Origin of the sequence: Nocardia terrae, from assembly GCF_009760405.1 — a bacterium.
Taxonomy (GTDB): Bacteria; Actinomycetota; Actinomycetes; order Mycobacteriales; family Mycobacteriaceae; genus Nocardia; species Nocardia terrae.
In genome coordinates, this window is the sequence record NZ_WRPP01000017.1 from 13,550 (window position 1) to 28,523 (window position 14,974).

Annotated in this window: 10 protein-coding genes; 7 read left to right on the top strand and 3 right to left on the bottom strand. The window is 66.5% G+C overall.

The window, feature by feature from the left end; genetic code table 11:
• Positions 1–4: 4 nt before the first annotated feature.
• From GPX89_RS43040 to GPX89_RS43055, 4 genes are all read left to right on the top strand, one after another.
• Entirely contained in the window at positions 5–748 is a 744-nt protein-coding gene (locus GPX89_RS43040) for a hypothetical protein (RefSeq protein WP_157393564.1), read from the top strand.
• A 554-nt stretch (positions 749–1,302) separates the two neighbouring features.
• On the top strand, positions 1,303–4,791 hold the full coding sequence (gene rpoB, locus GPX89_RS43045; RefSeq protein ID WP_328602986.1) for a DNA-directed RNA polymerase subunit beta: 3,489 nt from the start codon (positions 1,303–1,305) through the stop codon (positions 4,789–4,791).
• A gap of 100 nt (positions 4,792–4,891) precedes the next feature.
• Complete coding sequence (locus GPX89_RS43050) at positions 4,892–8,845, top strand: DNA-directed RNA polymerase subunit beta' (protein ID WP_328602987.1); 3,954 nt, start codon at positions 4,892–4,894, stop codon at positions 8,843–8,845.
• 136 nt (positions 8,846–8,981) lie between these two features.
• Entirely contained in the window at positions 8,982–9,434 is a 453-nt protein-coding gene (locus GPX89_RS43055) for a hypothetical protein (RefSeq protein WP_157393566.1), read from the top strand.
• Between the two features lie 64 nt (positions 9,435–9,498).
• Here GPX89_RS43055 and GPX89_RS43060 read toward each other — a convergent pair whose 3' ends face one another.
• Together GPX89_RS43060 and GPX89_RS43065 are read right to left on the bottom strand one after the other, a co-directional pair.
• Positions 9,499–10,239, bottom strand: a complete 741-nt coding sequence (locus GPX89_RS43060; protein WP_157393567.1) for a hypothetical protein — start codon at positions 10,237–10,239, stop codon at positions 9,499–9,501.
• 78 nt (positions 10,240–10,317) lie between these two features.
• Positions 10,318–11,268 (bottom strand): EamA family transporter, encoded by a 951-nt coding sequence (locus GPX89_RS43065; RefSeq protein WP_157393568.1) that lies wholly within the window; start codon positions 11,266–11,268, stop codon positions 10,318–10,320.
• 39 nt (positions 11,269–11,307) lie between these two features.
• Between GPX89_RS43065 and GPX89_RS43070 the strand changes: the two genes are divergently transcribed.
• Positions 11,308–11,844, top strand: coding sequence for a CGNR zinc finger domain-containing protein (locus GPX89_RS43070; protein WP_328602988.1), 537 nt, complete (start codon positions 11,308–11,310; stop codon positions 11,842–11,844).
• Here GPX89_RS43070 and GPX89_RS43075 read toward each other — a convergent pair.
• On the bottom strand, positions 11,837–12,688 hold the full coding sequence (locus tag GPX89_RS43075; protein ID WP_157393569.1) for an LLM class flavin-dependent oxidoreductase: 852 nt from the start codon (positions 12,686–12,688) through the stop codon (positions 11,837–11,839). The two genes, GPX89_RS43070 and GPX89_RS43075, sit on opposite strands and share 8 nt — an antisense overlap.
• Positions 12,689–12,957: 269 nt before the next feature.
• Between GPX89_RS43075 and mqo the strand changes: the two genes are divergently transcribed.
• On the top strand, positions 12,958–14,451 hold the full coding sequence (gene mqo / locus GPX89_RS43080; RefSeq protein ID WP_198347859.1) for a malate dehydrogenase (quinone): 1,494 nt from the start codon (positions 12,958–12,960) through the stop codon (positions 14,449–14,451).
• 47 nt (positions 14,452–14,498) lie between these two features.
• Positions 14,499–14,969: a PaaI family thioesterase gene (locus GPX89_RS43085; protein ID WP_157393571.1), complete on the top strand. Its 471-nt coding sequence runs from the start codon at positions 14,499–14,501 to the stop codon at positions 14,967–14,969.
• Positions 14,970–14,974: the final 5 nt, after the last annotated feature.

Sequence of the window (14,974 nt, forward strand, 5' to 3'; positions counted from 1 at the left end):
GACCATGGCCAACCGGAAACGCCCCGTCAACCGCGTCACCCCGCGCCGCCCGGCCGCCCAGCGCGGCACCGCGTCGCGCACCACCGCAGCGGATGTGCAGAGCACCCGTCCCGCCAAGAGCGCCCGGTCCACCACCGAGCGCTCCGATCGGACTGCGTCGCGCACCACCCCGCCGCGCCGTCCGGGCCTGTCCAAAAACCCTGCCCCGCAACAGTATTCCAAGCCGGTCCGACAGGGCGGATTTTGGCGTAACTGGGGCGTCGCCACGGTCTGCGGCGGGGTCGCGGCGCTGCTGCTGGCCTTCTCGGTGGTCGGTGCGGTGAATCACTGGGTGAGCAAGCCGAAGTCGGACTCGGGCAATCTGGCCTACGTCGACAACGGCGCCACCGACGAGGTGAAGGCCGCGGGCGAGCACGCCCTGACCACCCTCTACGGCTACAAGGCCGCCGAGATCGACAAGTGGAAGACCGACGTCAACTCGGTGCTCACCGACAAGATGCAGAAGGACTTCGCGAGCTTCGTCGACACCACGGTCGACACCATCAAGCAGACCAAGACCGACACCGAGGTCAAAACCGACCCGATCGGCGTGACGCTGCTCACCGGTGACCGGGCCGAACTCCTGGTCAACCTCAATATCTCCGCGGTCAAGGACGGCAAGCCCGAACCCCTCGCGTCGGGCCCGATCGTGCTGCGCATGGAGAAGGTGAAGGGCCACTGGCTGGCCTCGGAGATCACCGACAAGTGATCCGGTGATCACGGACAAATAGGTCCTCCCGGCCGCTGCGCGCCGGTGTCTTTCCGGCATCGCACGACGTCGGAAGGTGATCTTGTACTGGGACAGGCGATCTCGCGATTTGTCAACTCGGACCGCCACTTGACGACTTTCGTCCGAGCCGTCACGCTATTCACAACAGCGGCGGCTGTCACAGGGGACAGGACGCCGGCGTGGGCCTCGCGAACGCAGCCAGCGACTCTACGGCCCGGCCGGATATCTGTGGAGACCGTCACTCGGATGTGTTGGTAAAGGCGTTCTGATCGCCGCGATATCGACACAGACACACCGGGGCGAAGTTGCCGCCCACGGATCGCCACGGGTGGTACTTTGACACCCCCGTAGGTTTGGGTGTAGTTTTGGACGTTGCGCTGGCTGCCTCCTGTCCATACCTCGATCGCATCACGAAAGTTCCACCTTCCGGTGTTACTTCCGCTGTTTGCTGTTCGGGTTTCGTTCGGGGTAGTAACCAGCGGAATTCGTAGCAGACAAGCGACGGTCGCGGACCACCACGCGACGCGCGTGAGGTGCTGGAAGGACGCATCTTGGCAGTCTCCACCCAGACCAAGGCCGGTATCCCCGGAGCCCCGAAGCGGGTGTCTTTCGCGAAGATTCGCGAACCCCTGGAGGTTCCCGGACTTCTCGATCTACAAACCGAATCGTTCGCCTGGCTGGTCGGTTCAGCAGACTGGCGTGAGCGTGCCATCGCGCGCGGCGACGTCGAAAACCCCGTCGGGGGCCTCGAGGAGGTGCTCGAGGAGCTGTCTCCGATCGAGGACTTCTCCGGCTCCATGTCGCTGTCCTTCTCCGACCCGCGCTTCGAAGAGGTCAAGGCCTCCATCGAGGAGTGCAAGGACAAGGACATGACCTACGCGGCGCCGCTGTTCGTGACCGCGGAGTTCATCAACAACAACACCGGTGAGATCAAGTCTCAGACGGTCTTCATGGGCGACTTCCCGATGATGACCGACAAGGGCACGTTCATCATCAACGGCACCGAGCGCGTCGTCGTGTCGCAGCTGGTGCGTTCGCCGGGCGTCTACTTCGACGACTCCATCGACAAGTCCACCGAGAAGACGCTGCACTCCGTGCGTGTCATCCCCTCGCGTGGCGCGTGGCTGGAATTCGACGTCGACAAGCGCGACACCGTCGGTGTGCGTATCGACCGCAAGCGTCGTCAGCCGGTCACCGTGCTGCTCAAGGCGCTGGGCCTGACCACCGAGGAGATCACCGAGCGCTTCGGCTTCTCCGAGATCATGATGTCCACCCTCGAGAAGGACTCCACCCCGGGTCAGGACGAGGCGCTGCTCGACATCTACCGCAAGCTGCGTCCGGGCGAGCCGCCGACCAAGGAGTCCGCGCAGACCCTGCTGGAGAACCTGTTCTTCAAGGAGAAGCGCTACGACCTGGCCCGCGTCGGCCGCTACAAGGTCAACAAGAAGCTGGGCGTCAACGCCGGTGTGCCCGTCACGGGTTCGGTGCTGACCAAGGAAGACATCGTCGCGACGATCGAGTACCTGGTCCGCCTGCACCAGGGCGACAAGCTGATGACCGTCCCCGGCGGCGTCGAGGTTCCGGTCGAGGTCGACGACATCGACCACTTCGGCAACCGTCGTCTGCGGACGGTTGGCGAGCTGATCCAGAACCAGATCCGCGTGGGCCTCTCGCGTATGGAGCGTGTCGTGCGTGAGCGCATGACCACCCAGGACGTCGAGGCCATCACCCCGCAGACCCTGATCAACATCCGTCCCGTCGTGGCGGCGATCAAGGAGTTCTTCGGCACCTCGCAGCTGTCGCAGTTCATGGACCAGAACAACCCGCTCTCGGGTCTGACCCACAAGCGTCGTCTGTCGGCGCTGGGCCCGGGTGGTCTGTCCCGTGAGCGCGCCGGCCTGGAAGTCCGTGACGTCCACCCCTCGCACTACGGCCGCATGTGCCCGATCGAGACCCCGGAAGGCCCGAACATCGGCCTGATCGGTTCGCTCTCGGTCTACGCGCGGGTCAACCCGTTCGGTTTCATCGAGACCCCGTACCGCAAGGTCGAGAACGGCCGCGTCACCGACGAGGTCAAGTACCTGACCGCCGACGAGGAGGACCGCCACGTTCGTGCGCAGGCCAACTCGCCGGTCGACGCCGACGGCAACTTCCTCGAGGAGAAGGTGCTCGCGCGCCGCGGCAACGAGGAGATGGAATACGTCTCCCCGACCGAGGTGACCTACATGGACGTCTCGCCGCGCCAGATGGTGTCGGTCGCGACCGCCATGATTCCGTTCCTCGAGCACGACGACGCCAACCGTGCCCTCATGGGCGCGAACATGCAGCGTCAGGCCGTGCCGCTGATCCGTTCCGAGTCGCCGCTGGTCGGCACCGGTATGGAGCTGCGCGCCGCCGTCGACGCCGGTGACGTGGTCGTGAACCAGAAGGCCGGTGTGGTGGAAGAGGTTTCGGCCGACTTCATCACCGTCATGCACGATGACGGCACCCGCCGCAGCTACCGCCTGCGCAAGTTCGAGCGTTCGAACCAGGGCACCTGCGCCAACCAGCGTCCGATCGTGGACGAGGGCATGCGCGTGGAGGCCGGGCACGTGCTCGCCGACGGCCCCTGCACCGAGAACGGTGAGATGGCCCTGGGCAAGAACCTGCTCGTGGCGATCATGCCGTGGGAAGGCCACAACTACGAGGACGCGATCATCCTGTCGCAGCGCCTCGTGGAGGACGACGTGCTCACCTCGATCCACATCGAGGAGCACGAGATCGACGCTCGCGACACCAAGCTCGGCGCCGAGGAGATCACCCGGGACATCCCGAACGTCTCCGACGAGGTCCTGGCGGACCTGGACGAGCGCGGCATCGTGCGCATCGGCGCGGAGGTCCGTGACGGCGACATCCTGGTCGGCAAGGTCACCCCGAAGGGTGAGACCGAGCTGACCCCCGAGGAGCGCCTGCTGCGCGCCATCTTCGGTGAGAAGGCCCGCGAGGTCCGCGACACCTCCCTGAAGGTGCCCCACGGTGAGTCCGGCAAGGTCATCGGCGTCCGCGTGTTCTCGCGCGATGACGACGACGATCTGCCCCCCGGTGTCAATGAGCTTGTGCGCGTCTACGTCGCGCAGAAGCGCAAGATCCAGGACGGCGACAAGCTGGCCGGCCGCCACGGCAACAAGGGCGTCATCGGCAAGATCCTCCCGCAGGAGGACATGCCGTTCCTGCCCGACGGCACCCCGGTCGACATCATCCTGAACACCCACGGTGTGCCGCGTCGTATGAACATCGGTCAGGTGCTGGAGACCCACCTGGGTTACATCGCCAAGACCGGCTGGCAGGTCGACGGCTCCCCGGACTGGGCGAAGAACCTGCCCGAGGAGATGATCGGCCAGCCCGCCGACACGAACATCGCCACCCCGGTGTTCGACGGTGCGCGCGAGGAGGAGCTGACCGGTCTGCTCGGTTCGACCCTGCCGAACCGCGACGGCGAGAAGATGATCAACGACGACGGTAAGGCGGTCCTGCTGGACGGCCGTTCCGGCGAGCCGTTCCCGTACCCGGTGTCGGTCGGCTACATGTACATCCTGAAGCTGCACCACCTGGTCGACGACAAGATCCACGCGCGTTCGACCGGTCCGTACTCGATGATCACGCAGCAGCCGCTGGGTGGTAAGGCGCAGTTCGGTGGTCAGCGCTTCGGTGAAATGGAATGTTGGGCCATGCAGGCGTACGGCGCGGCCTACACCCTGCAGGAACTCCTCACCATCAAGTCGGACGACGTGGTCGGCCGCGTGAAGGTGTACGAGGCCATCGTCAAGGGCGAGAACATTCCGGAGCCGGGTATCCCGGAGTCGTTCAAGGTTCTGCTCAAGGAGCTCCAGTCGCTGTGCCTGAACGTGGAGGTGCTGTCCTCGGACGGCGCCGCCATCGAGATGCGCGACGGCGACGACGAGGACCTGGAGCGCGCCGCGGCGAACCTGGGTATCAACCTGTCCCGCAACGAGGCTGCGACGGTCGACGACCTGGCGCAGTGAGCGATTGGTCCCGCAGCGCTGATCTAAGCGAAAAGCGCTGCGGGGCAACCGATTTTGCACTTTTGCTCATACTCAACCCGAACAGGGGAAAGGAAGTTACGTGCTAGACGTCAACTTCTTCGATGAACTCCGGATCGGCCTGGCGACCGCCGAAGACATTCGCAACTGGTCGTTTGGCGAGGTCAAGAAGCCGGAGACCATCAACTACCGCACGCTGAAGCCGGAGAAGGACGGCCTCTTCTGCGAGAAGATCTTCGGTCCCACCCGGGACTGGGAGTGCTACTGCGGTAAGTACAAGCGCGTCCGCTTCAAGGGCATCATCTGCGAGCGCTGTGGTGTCGAGGTGACTCGCGCCAAGGTGCGTCGTGAGCGCATGGGCCACATCGAGCTGGCCGCGCCGGTCACCCACATCTGGTACTTCAAGGGTGTCCCGTCGCGTCTGGGCTACCTGCTCGACCTCGCGCCGAAGGATCTGGAAAAGATCATCTACTTCGCCGCGTACGTCATCACCGCCGTGGACGACGAGCTGCGTCACAACGAGCTCTCCACGCTCGAGGCGGAGATGGAGGTCGAGAAGAAGACCGTCGCCGACCAGCGTGACGCCGACCTCGAGGCCCGCGCCCAGAAGCTGGAAGCCGACCTGGCCGAGCTGGAGGCCGAGGGCGCCAAGTCCGACGTCCGCCGCAAGGTCAAGGACGGCGGCGAGCGCGAGATGCGTCAGCTGCGCGACCGCGCCCAGCGTGAGCTGGACCGGCTCGACGAGATCTGGACCACCTTCACCAAGCTGGCCCCCAAGCAGCTGATCATCGACGAGGTGGTCTACCGCGAGCTGCAGGACCGCTACGGCGAATACTTCACCGGCGCAATGGGTGCCGAGGCGATCCAGAAGCTCATGGAGACCTTCGACATCGACGCGGAGGCCGAGAACCTGCGCGAGACCATCCGGACGGGCAAGGGCCAGAAGAAGCTTCGCGCCCTCAAGCGTCTGAAGGTCGTCGCCGCGTTCCAGACCAACGGCAACTCGCCGATGGGCATGGTCCTCGACGCCGTTCCGGTGATCCCGCCGGAGCTGCGCCCGATGGTGCAGCTGGACGGTGGCCGCTTCGCGACCTCCGACCTGAACGACCTGTACCGCCGCGTCATCAACCGCAACAACCGTTTGAAGCGACTGATCGATCTGGGTGCGCCCGAGATCATCGTGAACAACGAGAAGCGGATGCTTCAGGAGTCGGTGGACGCGCTGTTCGACAACGGCCGTCGCGGCCGTCCGGTCACCGGTCCGGGTAACCGCCCGCTGAAGTCGCTGAGCGATCTGCTCAAGGGCAAGCAGGGTCGTTTCCGTCAGAACCTGCTCGGTAAGCGTGTCGACTACTCCGGCCGTTCGGTCATCGTGGTCGGTCCGCAGCTGAAGCTGCACCAGTGCGGTCTGCCCAAGCTGATGGCGCTCGAGCTGTTCAAGCCGTTCGTCATGAAGCGTCTGGTCGACCTGAACCACGCGCAGAACATCAAGTCCGCCAAGCGGATGGTCGAGCGTCAGCGCCCCCAGGTGTGGGACGTCCTCGAAGAGGTCATCTCCGAGCACCCGGTGCTGCTGAACCGTGCGCCCACCCTGCACCGCCTGGGTATCCAGGCCTTCGAGCCGCTGCTGGTCGAAGGCAAGGCCATCCAGCTGCACCCGTTGGTGTGTGAGGCGTTCAACGCCGACTTCGACGGTGACCAGATGGCCGTGCACCTGCCGCTGTCGGCGGAGGCGCAGGCCGAGGCCCGCATCCTGATGCTGTCCTCGAACAACATCCTGTCGCCGGCGTCGGGTCGTCCGCTCGCCATGCCGCGTCTGGACATGGTGACCGGTCTGTACTACCTGACCCGTCTCGACGAGAAGGCGAAGGGCCAGTTCCGCGAGGCCACCAAGGACGAGCCGGAATTCGGCGTCTACTCCTCGCCCGCCGAGGCACAGATGGCCGTCGACCGTGGCGAGATCACCGTGCGTTCGCTGATCAAGATCCGTCTGACCGATCAGCGTCCGCCCCGGGACGTCGAGGCCGAGCTGTTCCCGAACGGCTGGCAGCGTGGCGACGCGTGGACCACCAAGACCACGCTGGGCCGCGTCATCTTCAACGATCTGCTCCCGGCGGACTACGCGTTCATCGACGAGCCGATGCCGAAGAAGCGTCAGGCCGCGATCATCAACGATCTGGCCGAGCGCTACCCGATGATCGTCGTCGCGCAGACCGTCGACAAGCTGAAGGACTCGGGCTTCTACTGGGCCACCCGGTCCGGTGTCACCGTCTCCATGTCGGACGTGCTCGTCCCGCCGGAGAAGGCCGAGATCATGGAGCGCTACGAGGCGCAGTCGGATCAGATCGAGAAGAAGTACCAGCGTGGTGCGCTCGATCACCAGGAGCGCAACAACGCCCTGGTCAAGATCTGGCAGGAAGCGACCGAAGAGGTCGGTAAGGCGCTGCGCGCGCACTACCCGGCCGACAACCCGATCATCACGATCGTCGACTCGGGCGCGACCGGTAACTTCACCCAGACTCGTACCCTCGCCGGTATGAAGGGTCTGGTTACCAACCCGAAGGGTGAGTTCATCCCGCGGCCGATCAAGTCCTCCTTCCGTGAGGGCCTGACCGTTCTCGAGTACTTCATCAACACCCACGGTGCGCGAAAGGGTCTGGCCGACACCGCGCTTCGTACCGCCGACTCGGGTTACCTGACCCGTCGTCTGGTGGACGTGTCGCAGGACGTCATCGTGCGCGAGACCGACTGTGGCACCGAGCGCGGCATCGTGGTGCCGATCGCGGAGCGGCAGGCCGACGGCTCTGTCATCCGGGACGCCCACGTGGAGACCAGCACCTTCGCTCGTACGCTGGCCACCGACGCGCTCGACGCCAAGGGCAATGTCATCATCGAGAAGGGCCACGACCTGGGCGATCCCGCCCTGGAGGCGCTGCTCGAGGCCGGCATCACCGAGGTGAAGGTCCGCTCCGTGCTGACCTGCACCACCGGCACCGGCGTGTGCGCCACCTGCTACGGCCGCTCCATGGCGACCGGCAAGCTGGTGGACATCGGTGAGGCCGTCGGTATCGTCGCCGCCCAGTCCATCGGTGAGCCCGGTACCCAGCTGACCATGCGTACCTTCCACCAGGGTGGTGTCGCGGGTGACGACATCACGGGTGGTCTGCCCCGAGTTCAGGAGCTCTTCGAGGCTCGTGTGCCCAAGGGCAAGGCCCCCATCGCCGAGGTGTCGGGTCGCGTGCGGCTCGAGGACGACGACCGCTTCTACAAGATCACGGTCATCCCGGACGACGGGTCGGACGAGGTCCTGTACGACAAGCTGTCGAAGCGTCAGCGTCTGCGGGTGTTCAAGCACGAGGACGGCTCCGAGCGTCTGCTCGCCGACGGTGACCACGTGGAGGTGGGTCAGCAGCTGCTCGAGGGCTCGGCCGATCCGCACGAGGTGCTGCGCGTGATGGGCCCGCGTCAGGTGCAGGTCCACCTGGTCCACGAGGTCCAGGAGGTGTACCGCTCGCAGGGTGTGTCCATCCACGACAAGCACATCGAGGTGATCGTTCGCCAGATGCTGCGCCGCGTCACCATCATCGATTCGGGTGCGACCGAGTTCCTCCCGGGTTCGCTGGTGGAGCGCGCGGAGTTCGAGGCCTCGAACCGTCGCGTGGTCGCGGAGGGTGGCGAGCCCGCCTCGGGTCGTCCGGTCCTCATGGGTATCACCAAGGCGTCGCTCGCGACCGATTCGTGGCTGTCGGCGGCCTCCTTCCAGGAGACCACCCGCGTGCTCACGGACGCCGCGATCAACTGCCGCTCCGACAAGCTGATCGGCCTGAAGGAGAACGTGATCATCGGTAAGCTGATCCCGGCCGGTACCGGTATCAACCGCTACCGCAACATCCAGGTTCAGCCCACCGAAGAGGCGCGCCAGGCGGCGTACGCTGTCCCGTCCTACGACGACAGCTACTACAGCCCGGACGGCTTCGGCACCTCTACCGGTGCCGCGGTTCCGCTGGACGACTACGGCTTCAGCGACTACCGCTAAGGCTGTAGCCAGGCAATAGGATTCGGCCCCCGCTCCACTCGGAGCGGGGGCCGTTCCCTTTTCACGACCGATTCGCCCGGTCCGGGTCTAAGCTGTTTGCGACGGTTTTGCTATCCCCGATCGGGGAGGAGTCGGCATGTCTGTTCGGCACGGTGTAGTGACGGCCCTGCTGTGCGGGGCGGCGCTGGCGGTGGCAGCGCCGCCGGCACAGGCGGATTCGGGCGGCGGGTGCGCGCACGGTGGCGTGCTGAGCGGCGTCATGGTGCCGGGCACCGGTAGCGCGGGGCAGGGCATCCATCGGGAAGCCGACGTCTGGGGTTGTTCCGGTCCGTTGTTGCCCGGCATCACCTCCGGCCATTTCACCGCCGAATTGCCGTGGAATGCGCTGGATTCGCCGACCCGGGGTCGATTCGACTGGAACGACGGCAGTGTCAGTGCGGTGATCGGGCAGCCCAATGGGCTGTGGACGGTCATCGACGGTCCGGCGGCCGGGCACACCTTCCGATTCCAGCTCGCCGGTGAGATGAATGTCTGGTGGTACCACTGGCCCAACTCCATGCAGATCGAGTCGGTGAGCTTCCTCGAGTGAGGCGGGAACGCGAACGGCCCGTGCTCCGAGAGGGAGCGCGGGCCGAATCGCGTTGGGGGCCGGTTCAGTTCGCGGGCAGCAGACCCTCGAGCTCGGTCGGCATCGAAGTGGGGAGCGCGGCGAACACCGGGCGGAAGACGGTGGCGGTGCCCGGCGCCAGGGAGTCGAGGTAGTTCAGGGCCGCGTCGGAAGCCTCCTGGCCGCCGTCCATCGTGAGGCCGATGGCGCCGCCGACCACGCCGCCGACGACGGCCAGCAGCGGGGCGGTGATGAAGTCGACGACGAACAGGCCGAGGGGGAAGCCGGCGATGAAGCCGATGGTGGCGCCGATGGCCGCACCCGTGGCGACGGCGGGCAGGTGCGCCTGGACGACGTCGAAGAAGTGCTGCTGCGGGTCGACGTCGCGGAGCTGGGTGTCGGATTCGGCGACGGGGGTGAGGGTCAGGCGGCGGTTGTCCTGGTCGATCACCGGGGTGAATTCGGCTGTCTTGCCGCCGATGTCGTACTTCAGCGGGACCGTGGAGACGAGGACTCCGTCGTCGTTGGTGACGATGACGGCGTCGCCGTCCCAGGTGGCGAGGAAGTGGCCGGCCTGCAGGGTGCTCACGGCGGAGCGGTGGTCGGCGGAGAGAGCCACGTCGTAGCCGATGGCGTGGTCGGTGCCCTTGATCTGGAGGGCGGGCTGCGCGGGAGCCTGCATGGCGGGCTGTGCGGGGTTATCGGCTGGTTCTGCGGTGGCGGTGCCCGCAACGGTGAGCGTGGTCAGGCAAAGCAGGGCGGGCGCAAGATATTTGGTTGTACGCACTGTGGCTTCTCTCGAGTTGCGGACTAGTTTCCCCGACATTTGCGACAAACTACCGTTATCAACTCGAGATGTGAAGGGTTATGGCGCAATCTGGTCGCCGTCGGGTTCACCGAGGCGCACAAAGACCACACCGATGAGAATCAATGCGCCGCCGAGCAATTGAATCGGCGCGGGAGTCTGACCCAGCAGCGCCCAGGAAAACAGGATGGCGGCCAATACCTCACCCAGTGCGGCGAAGGAGGCGAGGCGTGAACCCAGCATGCGGGTGGCGGCGATGCCGGTGACATACGCGATGGCCGCGGTGACCACGCCCAGCGCCAGCAGCGGCACCCACCAGGCGACGGTGAAGCCCTGGAAGGCAACCGGATCGGTGGTGGCGTGCAGCGGCACGATGCCGATCAGCCCCGCCGCCAGGATGCCGAGCCCGCCGACCAGCAGGCCACTCGTCGCCAGCACCGTGCCGGGCACTGCATCACCGGCGTGCGCGGACAGGATGAAATACGCTGCCGCACCGACCATCGCGCCCATGGCCCAGGCGATTCCGACGAAGCTGGTCTGCGTCCCGGAATTCAGGTTCAACACCAGGATCAGTCCGACCACGCCGATGATCGCGCCGAGCAATGTTGCGCGCCCGGGCTTCTGGTCGTGGCGCAGCCACAGCCACACCACCACCGCGATGGGTGCGGTGTATTCGATGAGCAGGGCGACCCCGACCGCCATGTGGGCGACGGCGTTGAAGTAGGCCAGTTGCGCGGTCGCGACGGCCAGCAGGCCGTATCCCGCGAGCAGTGCGGCATTGCGGCGCAGCAGTTCCCAGTCGCCGCGCAGTTGTCGCACGGCCACCGGCAACAGCACGAGCGCGCCGAGCAGCACGCGCACGATGACCACGGCGGCCGGACTCCACCCGGCGTCGATGAGCCCGCGCGCCAGCGGCCCGGACAGGCCGAAGGCGGACGCCGACGCCACCGCGCAAACCAGACCGGATCGCAGCCGGTTCGACACCACCGTGTCATGAGTCAAAGTCGCCATGGCTAATGACGATACGAGCCGGTGGTGTAATCTGTCAAAGTGATTTTCACTGATGACACGGTGGCATCCATGGCGGCGGCGGTGGAGCTGGTGAACTCGGCCGAGGACCCTGACACCCTGACCGAGATCGCCCAGCTGGACGAGTTTTTCGTCAAGCACGCCTACACCGGCAGCCACGCTCGGACCAACGCCGAACTGGCCGCGGTCCGCGCCCAGCGCGCTCCGCTGCGCCGCCTGCTGCTCGCTGACCGCGACACCGCCGTCGAGCTGGTGAACGCGATCCTGGCCGAACATCGCGCCGTCCCGAGACTGGTCCGGCACGACGGCCTCGACTACCACATCCACGCCGTCGCGCCGGAGGCTCCGCTGCACGTCCGCATGGCCGTCGAAACCGCCATGGCGATGATCGACCTCATTCGCGCGGACGAGCTGTCCCGCCTGTCCATCTGCGCCGATGACAACTGCGAGGGCATCGTGCTGGACCTGTCCCGCAACCGTTCTCGTCGCTACTGTTCGACCACCTGCACCAATCGCAATGCGGTGGCGGCCTACCGGGCCCGCAAGACGGTCAGCTGACCACGTCGGCGAGCCGGTCCACCTGGTCGGCGTCGCGGCCGTAGCAGTAGAGCATCACTTCGTCCGCGCCGAGATCGCCGAACTGCGCGATGGCGTCACGGATCTGGGCGGGCGTGGTGAGCATGCCCGCCACCATGGAATCGGCGCGGCCGCCGGTGAATTCGTAGTACGCGCCCATGGACGCGCGGGCATCGTCGAGCACGGTCTGCGCGCCGAGCGCGACATTGACCTGGGCGACGATGCGCGGCGCGCCGGGGCGGCCGTGCTCGGTCCAGGAGCGGCGGGCGGTCTCGAAGAGCCCACCGGCCCAGGAGGGCGCGGCGGCCGCGAGAAAGCCACCGCCCCAACGGCCCACGCGATCGATGGCGGCGGGCTGGAAGCCGCCGAAGAGCAGTTCGGGACCGGCGGGGGAGAGCGGCGCGGGCCCGATGGGCCCGCAGCTGTCGCTGAACGGCTTGCCCGCCCAGAGTTCGCGCATGAGACCGATCTGCTCGTCGAGGCGGCGGCCGCGGGTGCGCAGTTCGGTGCCGGAGGCCTCGTGGTCGTCGGCGCGACCGCCGACGCCGAGTCCGAGCACGAATCGTCCGCCGGACAGCACGTCCAGGGTGGCGGCCTGTTTGGCCAGCAGCGCCGGTTCGCGCAGCGGTGCGATGAGGACCTCGGTCTGCAGTTTGACGCGGCCGGTGGCCCCGGCGAGCACGCCGAGGGTGACCAGCGGTTCGGGATTGTCGTAGACGAGCCGGTCGAGCAGTCCGAGCGTGGAGAACGGGCCGGCGTCGGCGCGGCGAGCCCAGTCGAGCAGGGCGTGGGGATCGGAAATGGGTAGTCCGAGACCGATGTGCATGGGATGACCTCCATGTGGGCATGAGTGGGCACAAACTCTGCCGCCCACTCCGCACCTCGTCTGGAGGCGGATGCTCTCATTCTGCGGCACAACTTCTGGAGAGCATCTCTTGGATTGCCGCCAATATAGGGCGATGCCGGACTTTCGCGCAACCGGGACGGCGGTGGGGGATAGCTCCGCGTGCACGGTTCGGGCGTGGAGGATAGGGTTGCTGCGCATTCTGGCGGGTCGGCGAATGGTGCTAGCGGGTAATGACAACGAGAACACAAGTGCCCCTGCGTCCCTACGATGTCGTTTTGATCGGCGGCGGCATCCTGAGCGCGACTCTCGCGACATTGATCAAGCATCTGGAACCCAGTTGGACGATCGCGGTGTACGAGCGGCTGCCCGAGGTCGGGGCGGAGGCGTCGGCGGCCTGGAACAACGCGGGCACCGGTCACGCGGGTCTGTGCGAGCTCGATTACACGACCGAGAAGGCCGACGGCTCGATCGACATCGAGCCCGCGCTCGAGCTCAATGAGCAGTTCCAGCTCACCCGTCAGCTGTTGGCGTCGCTGGTCGGGGCCGGGATCCTGCGGGATCCGGCGACTTTCATCAATCCGGTGCCGCACATGACGCTGGCCCGCGGTCGCGCGGAGGTGGATTTCCTGCGCCGTCGCCACGAAACCATGTCCGCGCACCACCTTTTCGCGAATATGCGATTCAGTGACGATCCGGCGGTGATCGGCGAATGGGCCCCGCTGCTGACCGCGGGACGCGCGGACTCCGAGCCGATCGCCGCCACCCGCGACATCACCGGCAGCGATATCGATTTCGGCGAGCTCACCGGCCAGTTGTTCCATTGGCTGCGCTGGCAGGATGTGGAGATCCACCGCAATTGCGAGGTGCGCGGCCTGCGCCGCAACAATGACGGCACCTGGCAGTTGCGGGTCGACTGGCGTACCGACAACGACCGGCTGACCCGAAAGGTGGACGCGCGCTTCGTCTTCGCGGGTGCGGGTGGCGGGGCGCTGAAGATCCTGCAGCGGGCGGGCATCCCGGAGGTGCAGGGCTACGGGCTGCTGCCGGTCAGCGGCCGATTCCTGCGCTGCGACGATCCGGACACGATCGCCCGGCACGACGCCAAGGTGTACGGCCGGTCCCCGGCCGGTGCGCCGTCGATCGCCATGCCGCACTTGGGTACCCGCATCGTGAACGGCGAGCGCGCCCTGCTGTTCGGGCCCTATCCCGGCGCGAATCCCCGCTTCCTGAAACGCGGTTCGCTGTTCGACGCCCCGGCTTCCATGCGCCCGGACAATATTCAGCCGCTCACCGCCGCGCTGAAGCAGAACAAGGAGCTGGCCTGGCTGCTGGTCTCGCAGGTCGCCTCGACGCGCAAGAAGAAGTTGGCGGCCCTGCGGGAATTCGTGCCCGAGGCCCGTGCCGAGGACTGGACCATGATCACCGCGGGCCAGCGCGCCCAGATCGTGAAGCCGGATTCGGAGCAGGGCGGCGTGCTGGAGTTCGGCACGGAAGTCGTTGCCGCCCACGATGGTTCGATCGCCGCGGTGCTGGGTGCGACACCGGGCGCGTCGACCGTCCCGACCGTCCTGATGGAGGTGCTGGAGCGCTGCTTCCCGCGCTACTCCCGGCTGTGGGAGCCGCGCCTGCGCGCGCTCATGCCGACCCTGGGTCAGAGCCTGGCCAAGGATGCGCGGCTGGCGCGGCAGACCATGGCCGGTACCGCGGAGGCGCTGGGTCTGGCGGGCCGGGTGGTTGGCTGATAAGAAATTGGAACACGTTTCAATTTCTTGATCCGGCAGGAGACGGCATGGACAGCGCCACTATGGGCGAAATGGTGATGGCAGGCTTCCAGAAGCTCGGCTTCATCCAGTTCACCGGCATCGAGGGCGTCGAATACGCGCCGGGCCGCAATGTGGTCCGCATGGCCGGCAAGCCCGAGCATTACAACCACAACGGCGATGTCCACGCTGCCCTGCTGTTCGGCCTGGCCGAGACGGCCGCCATGGGCGCGTCCATCTCCGGCATCGTGGACCTGCTCGGCGAGACCTTCATCGTCGCCCGCAACGGGCGCATCGAATACCTGGCCCGGGCCAAGGGCGATGCGGGCCCGTTCAGCGCCACCTCCGAGCTGACCCCGGAGACGATCGCGGAGACCCGCGCGAACATCGCGTCCCGCACCGAGATCGAACTGGAGGTGCCGGTGACGATTACCGACGTCACCGGCAAACCCGTGGCCAGTGCGGCCTTCACCGCGGTCATCCGGCCGCGGCGCTCCTGAGCCGC

What these genes read in the sequence shown, in the direction of transcription:
- GPX89_RS43040 (WP_157393564.1), top strand. Translation starts at nt 5, where the DNA reads ATGGCCAACCGGAAACGCCCCGTCAACCGCGTCACCCCGCGCCGCCCG.
- GPX89_RS43055 (WP_157393566.1), top strand. Translation starts at nt 8,982, where the DNA reads ATGTCTGTTCGGCACGGTGTAGTGACGGCCCTGCTGTGCGGGGCGGCG.
- GPX89_RS43065 (WP_157393568.1), bottom strand. Translation starts at nt 11,268, where the DNA reads ATGGCGACTTTGACTCATGACACGGTGGTGTCGAACCGGCTGCGATCC.
- GPX89_RS43075 (WP_157393569.1), bottom strand. Translation starts at nt 12,688, where the DNA reads ATGCACATCGGTCTCGGACTACCCATTTCCGATCCCCACGCCCTGCTC.
- GPX89_RS43085 (WP_157393571.1), top strand. Translation starts at nt 14,499, where the DNA reads ATGGACAGCGCCACTATGGGCGAAATGGTGATGGCAGGCTTCCAGAAG.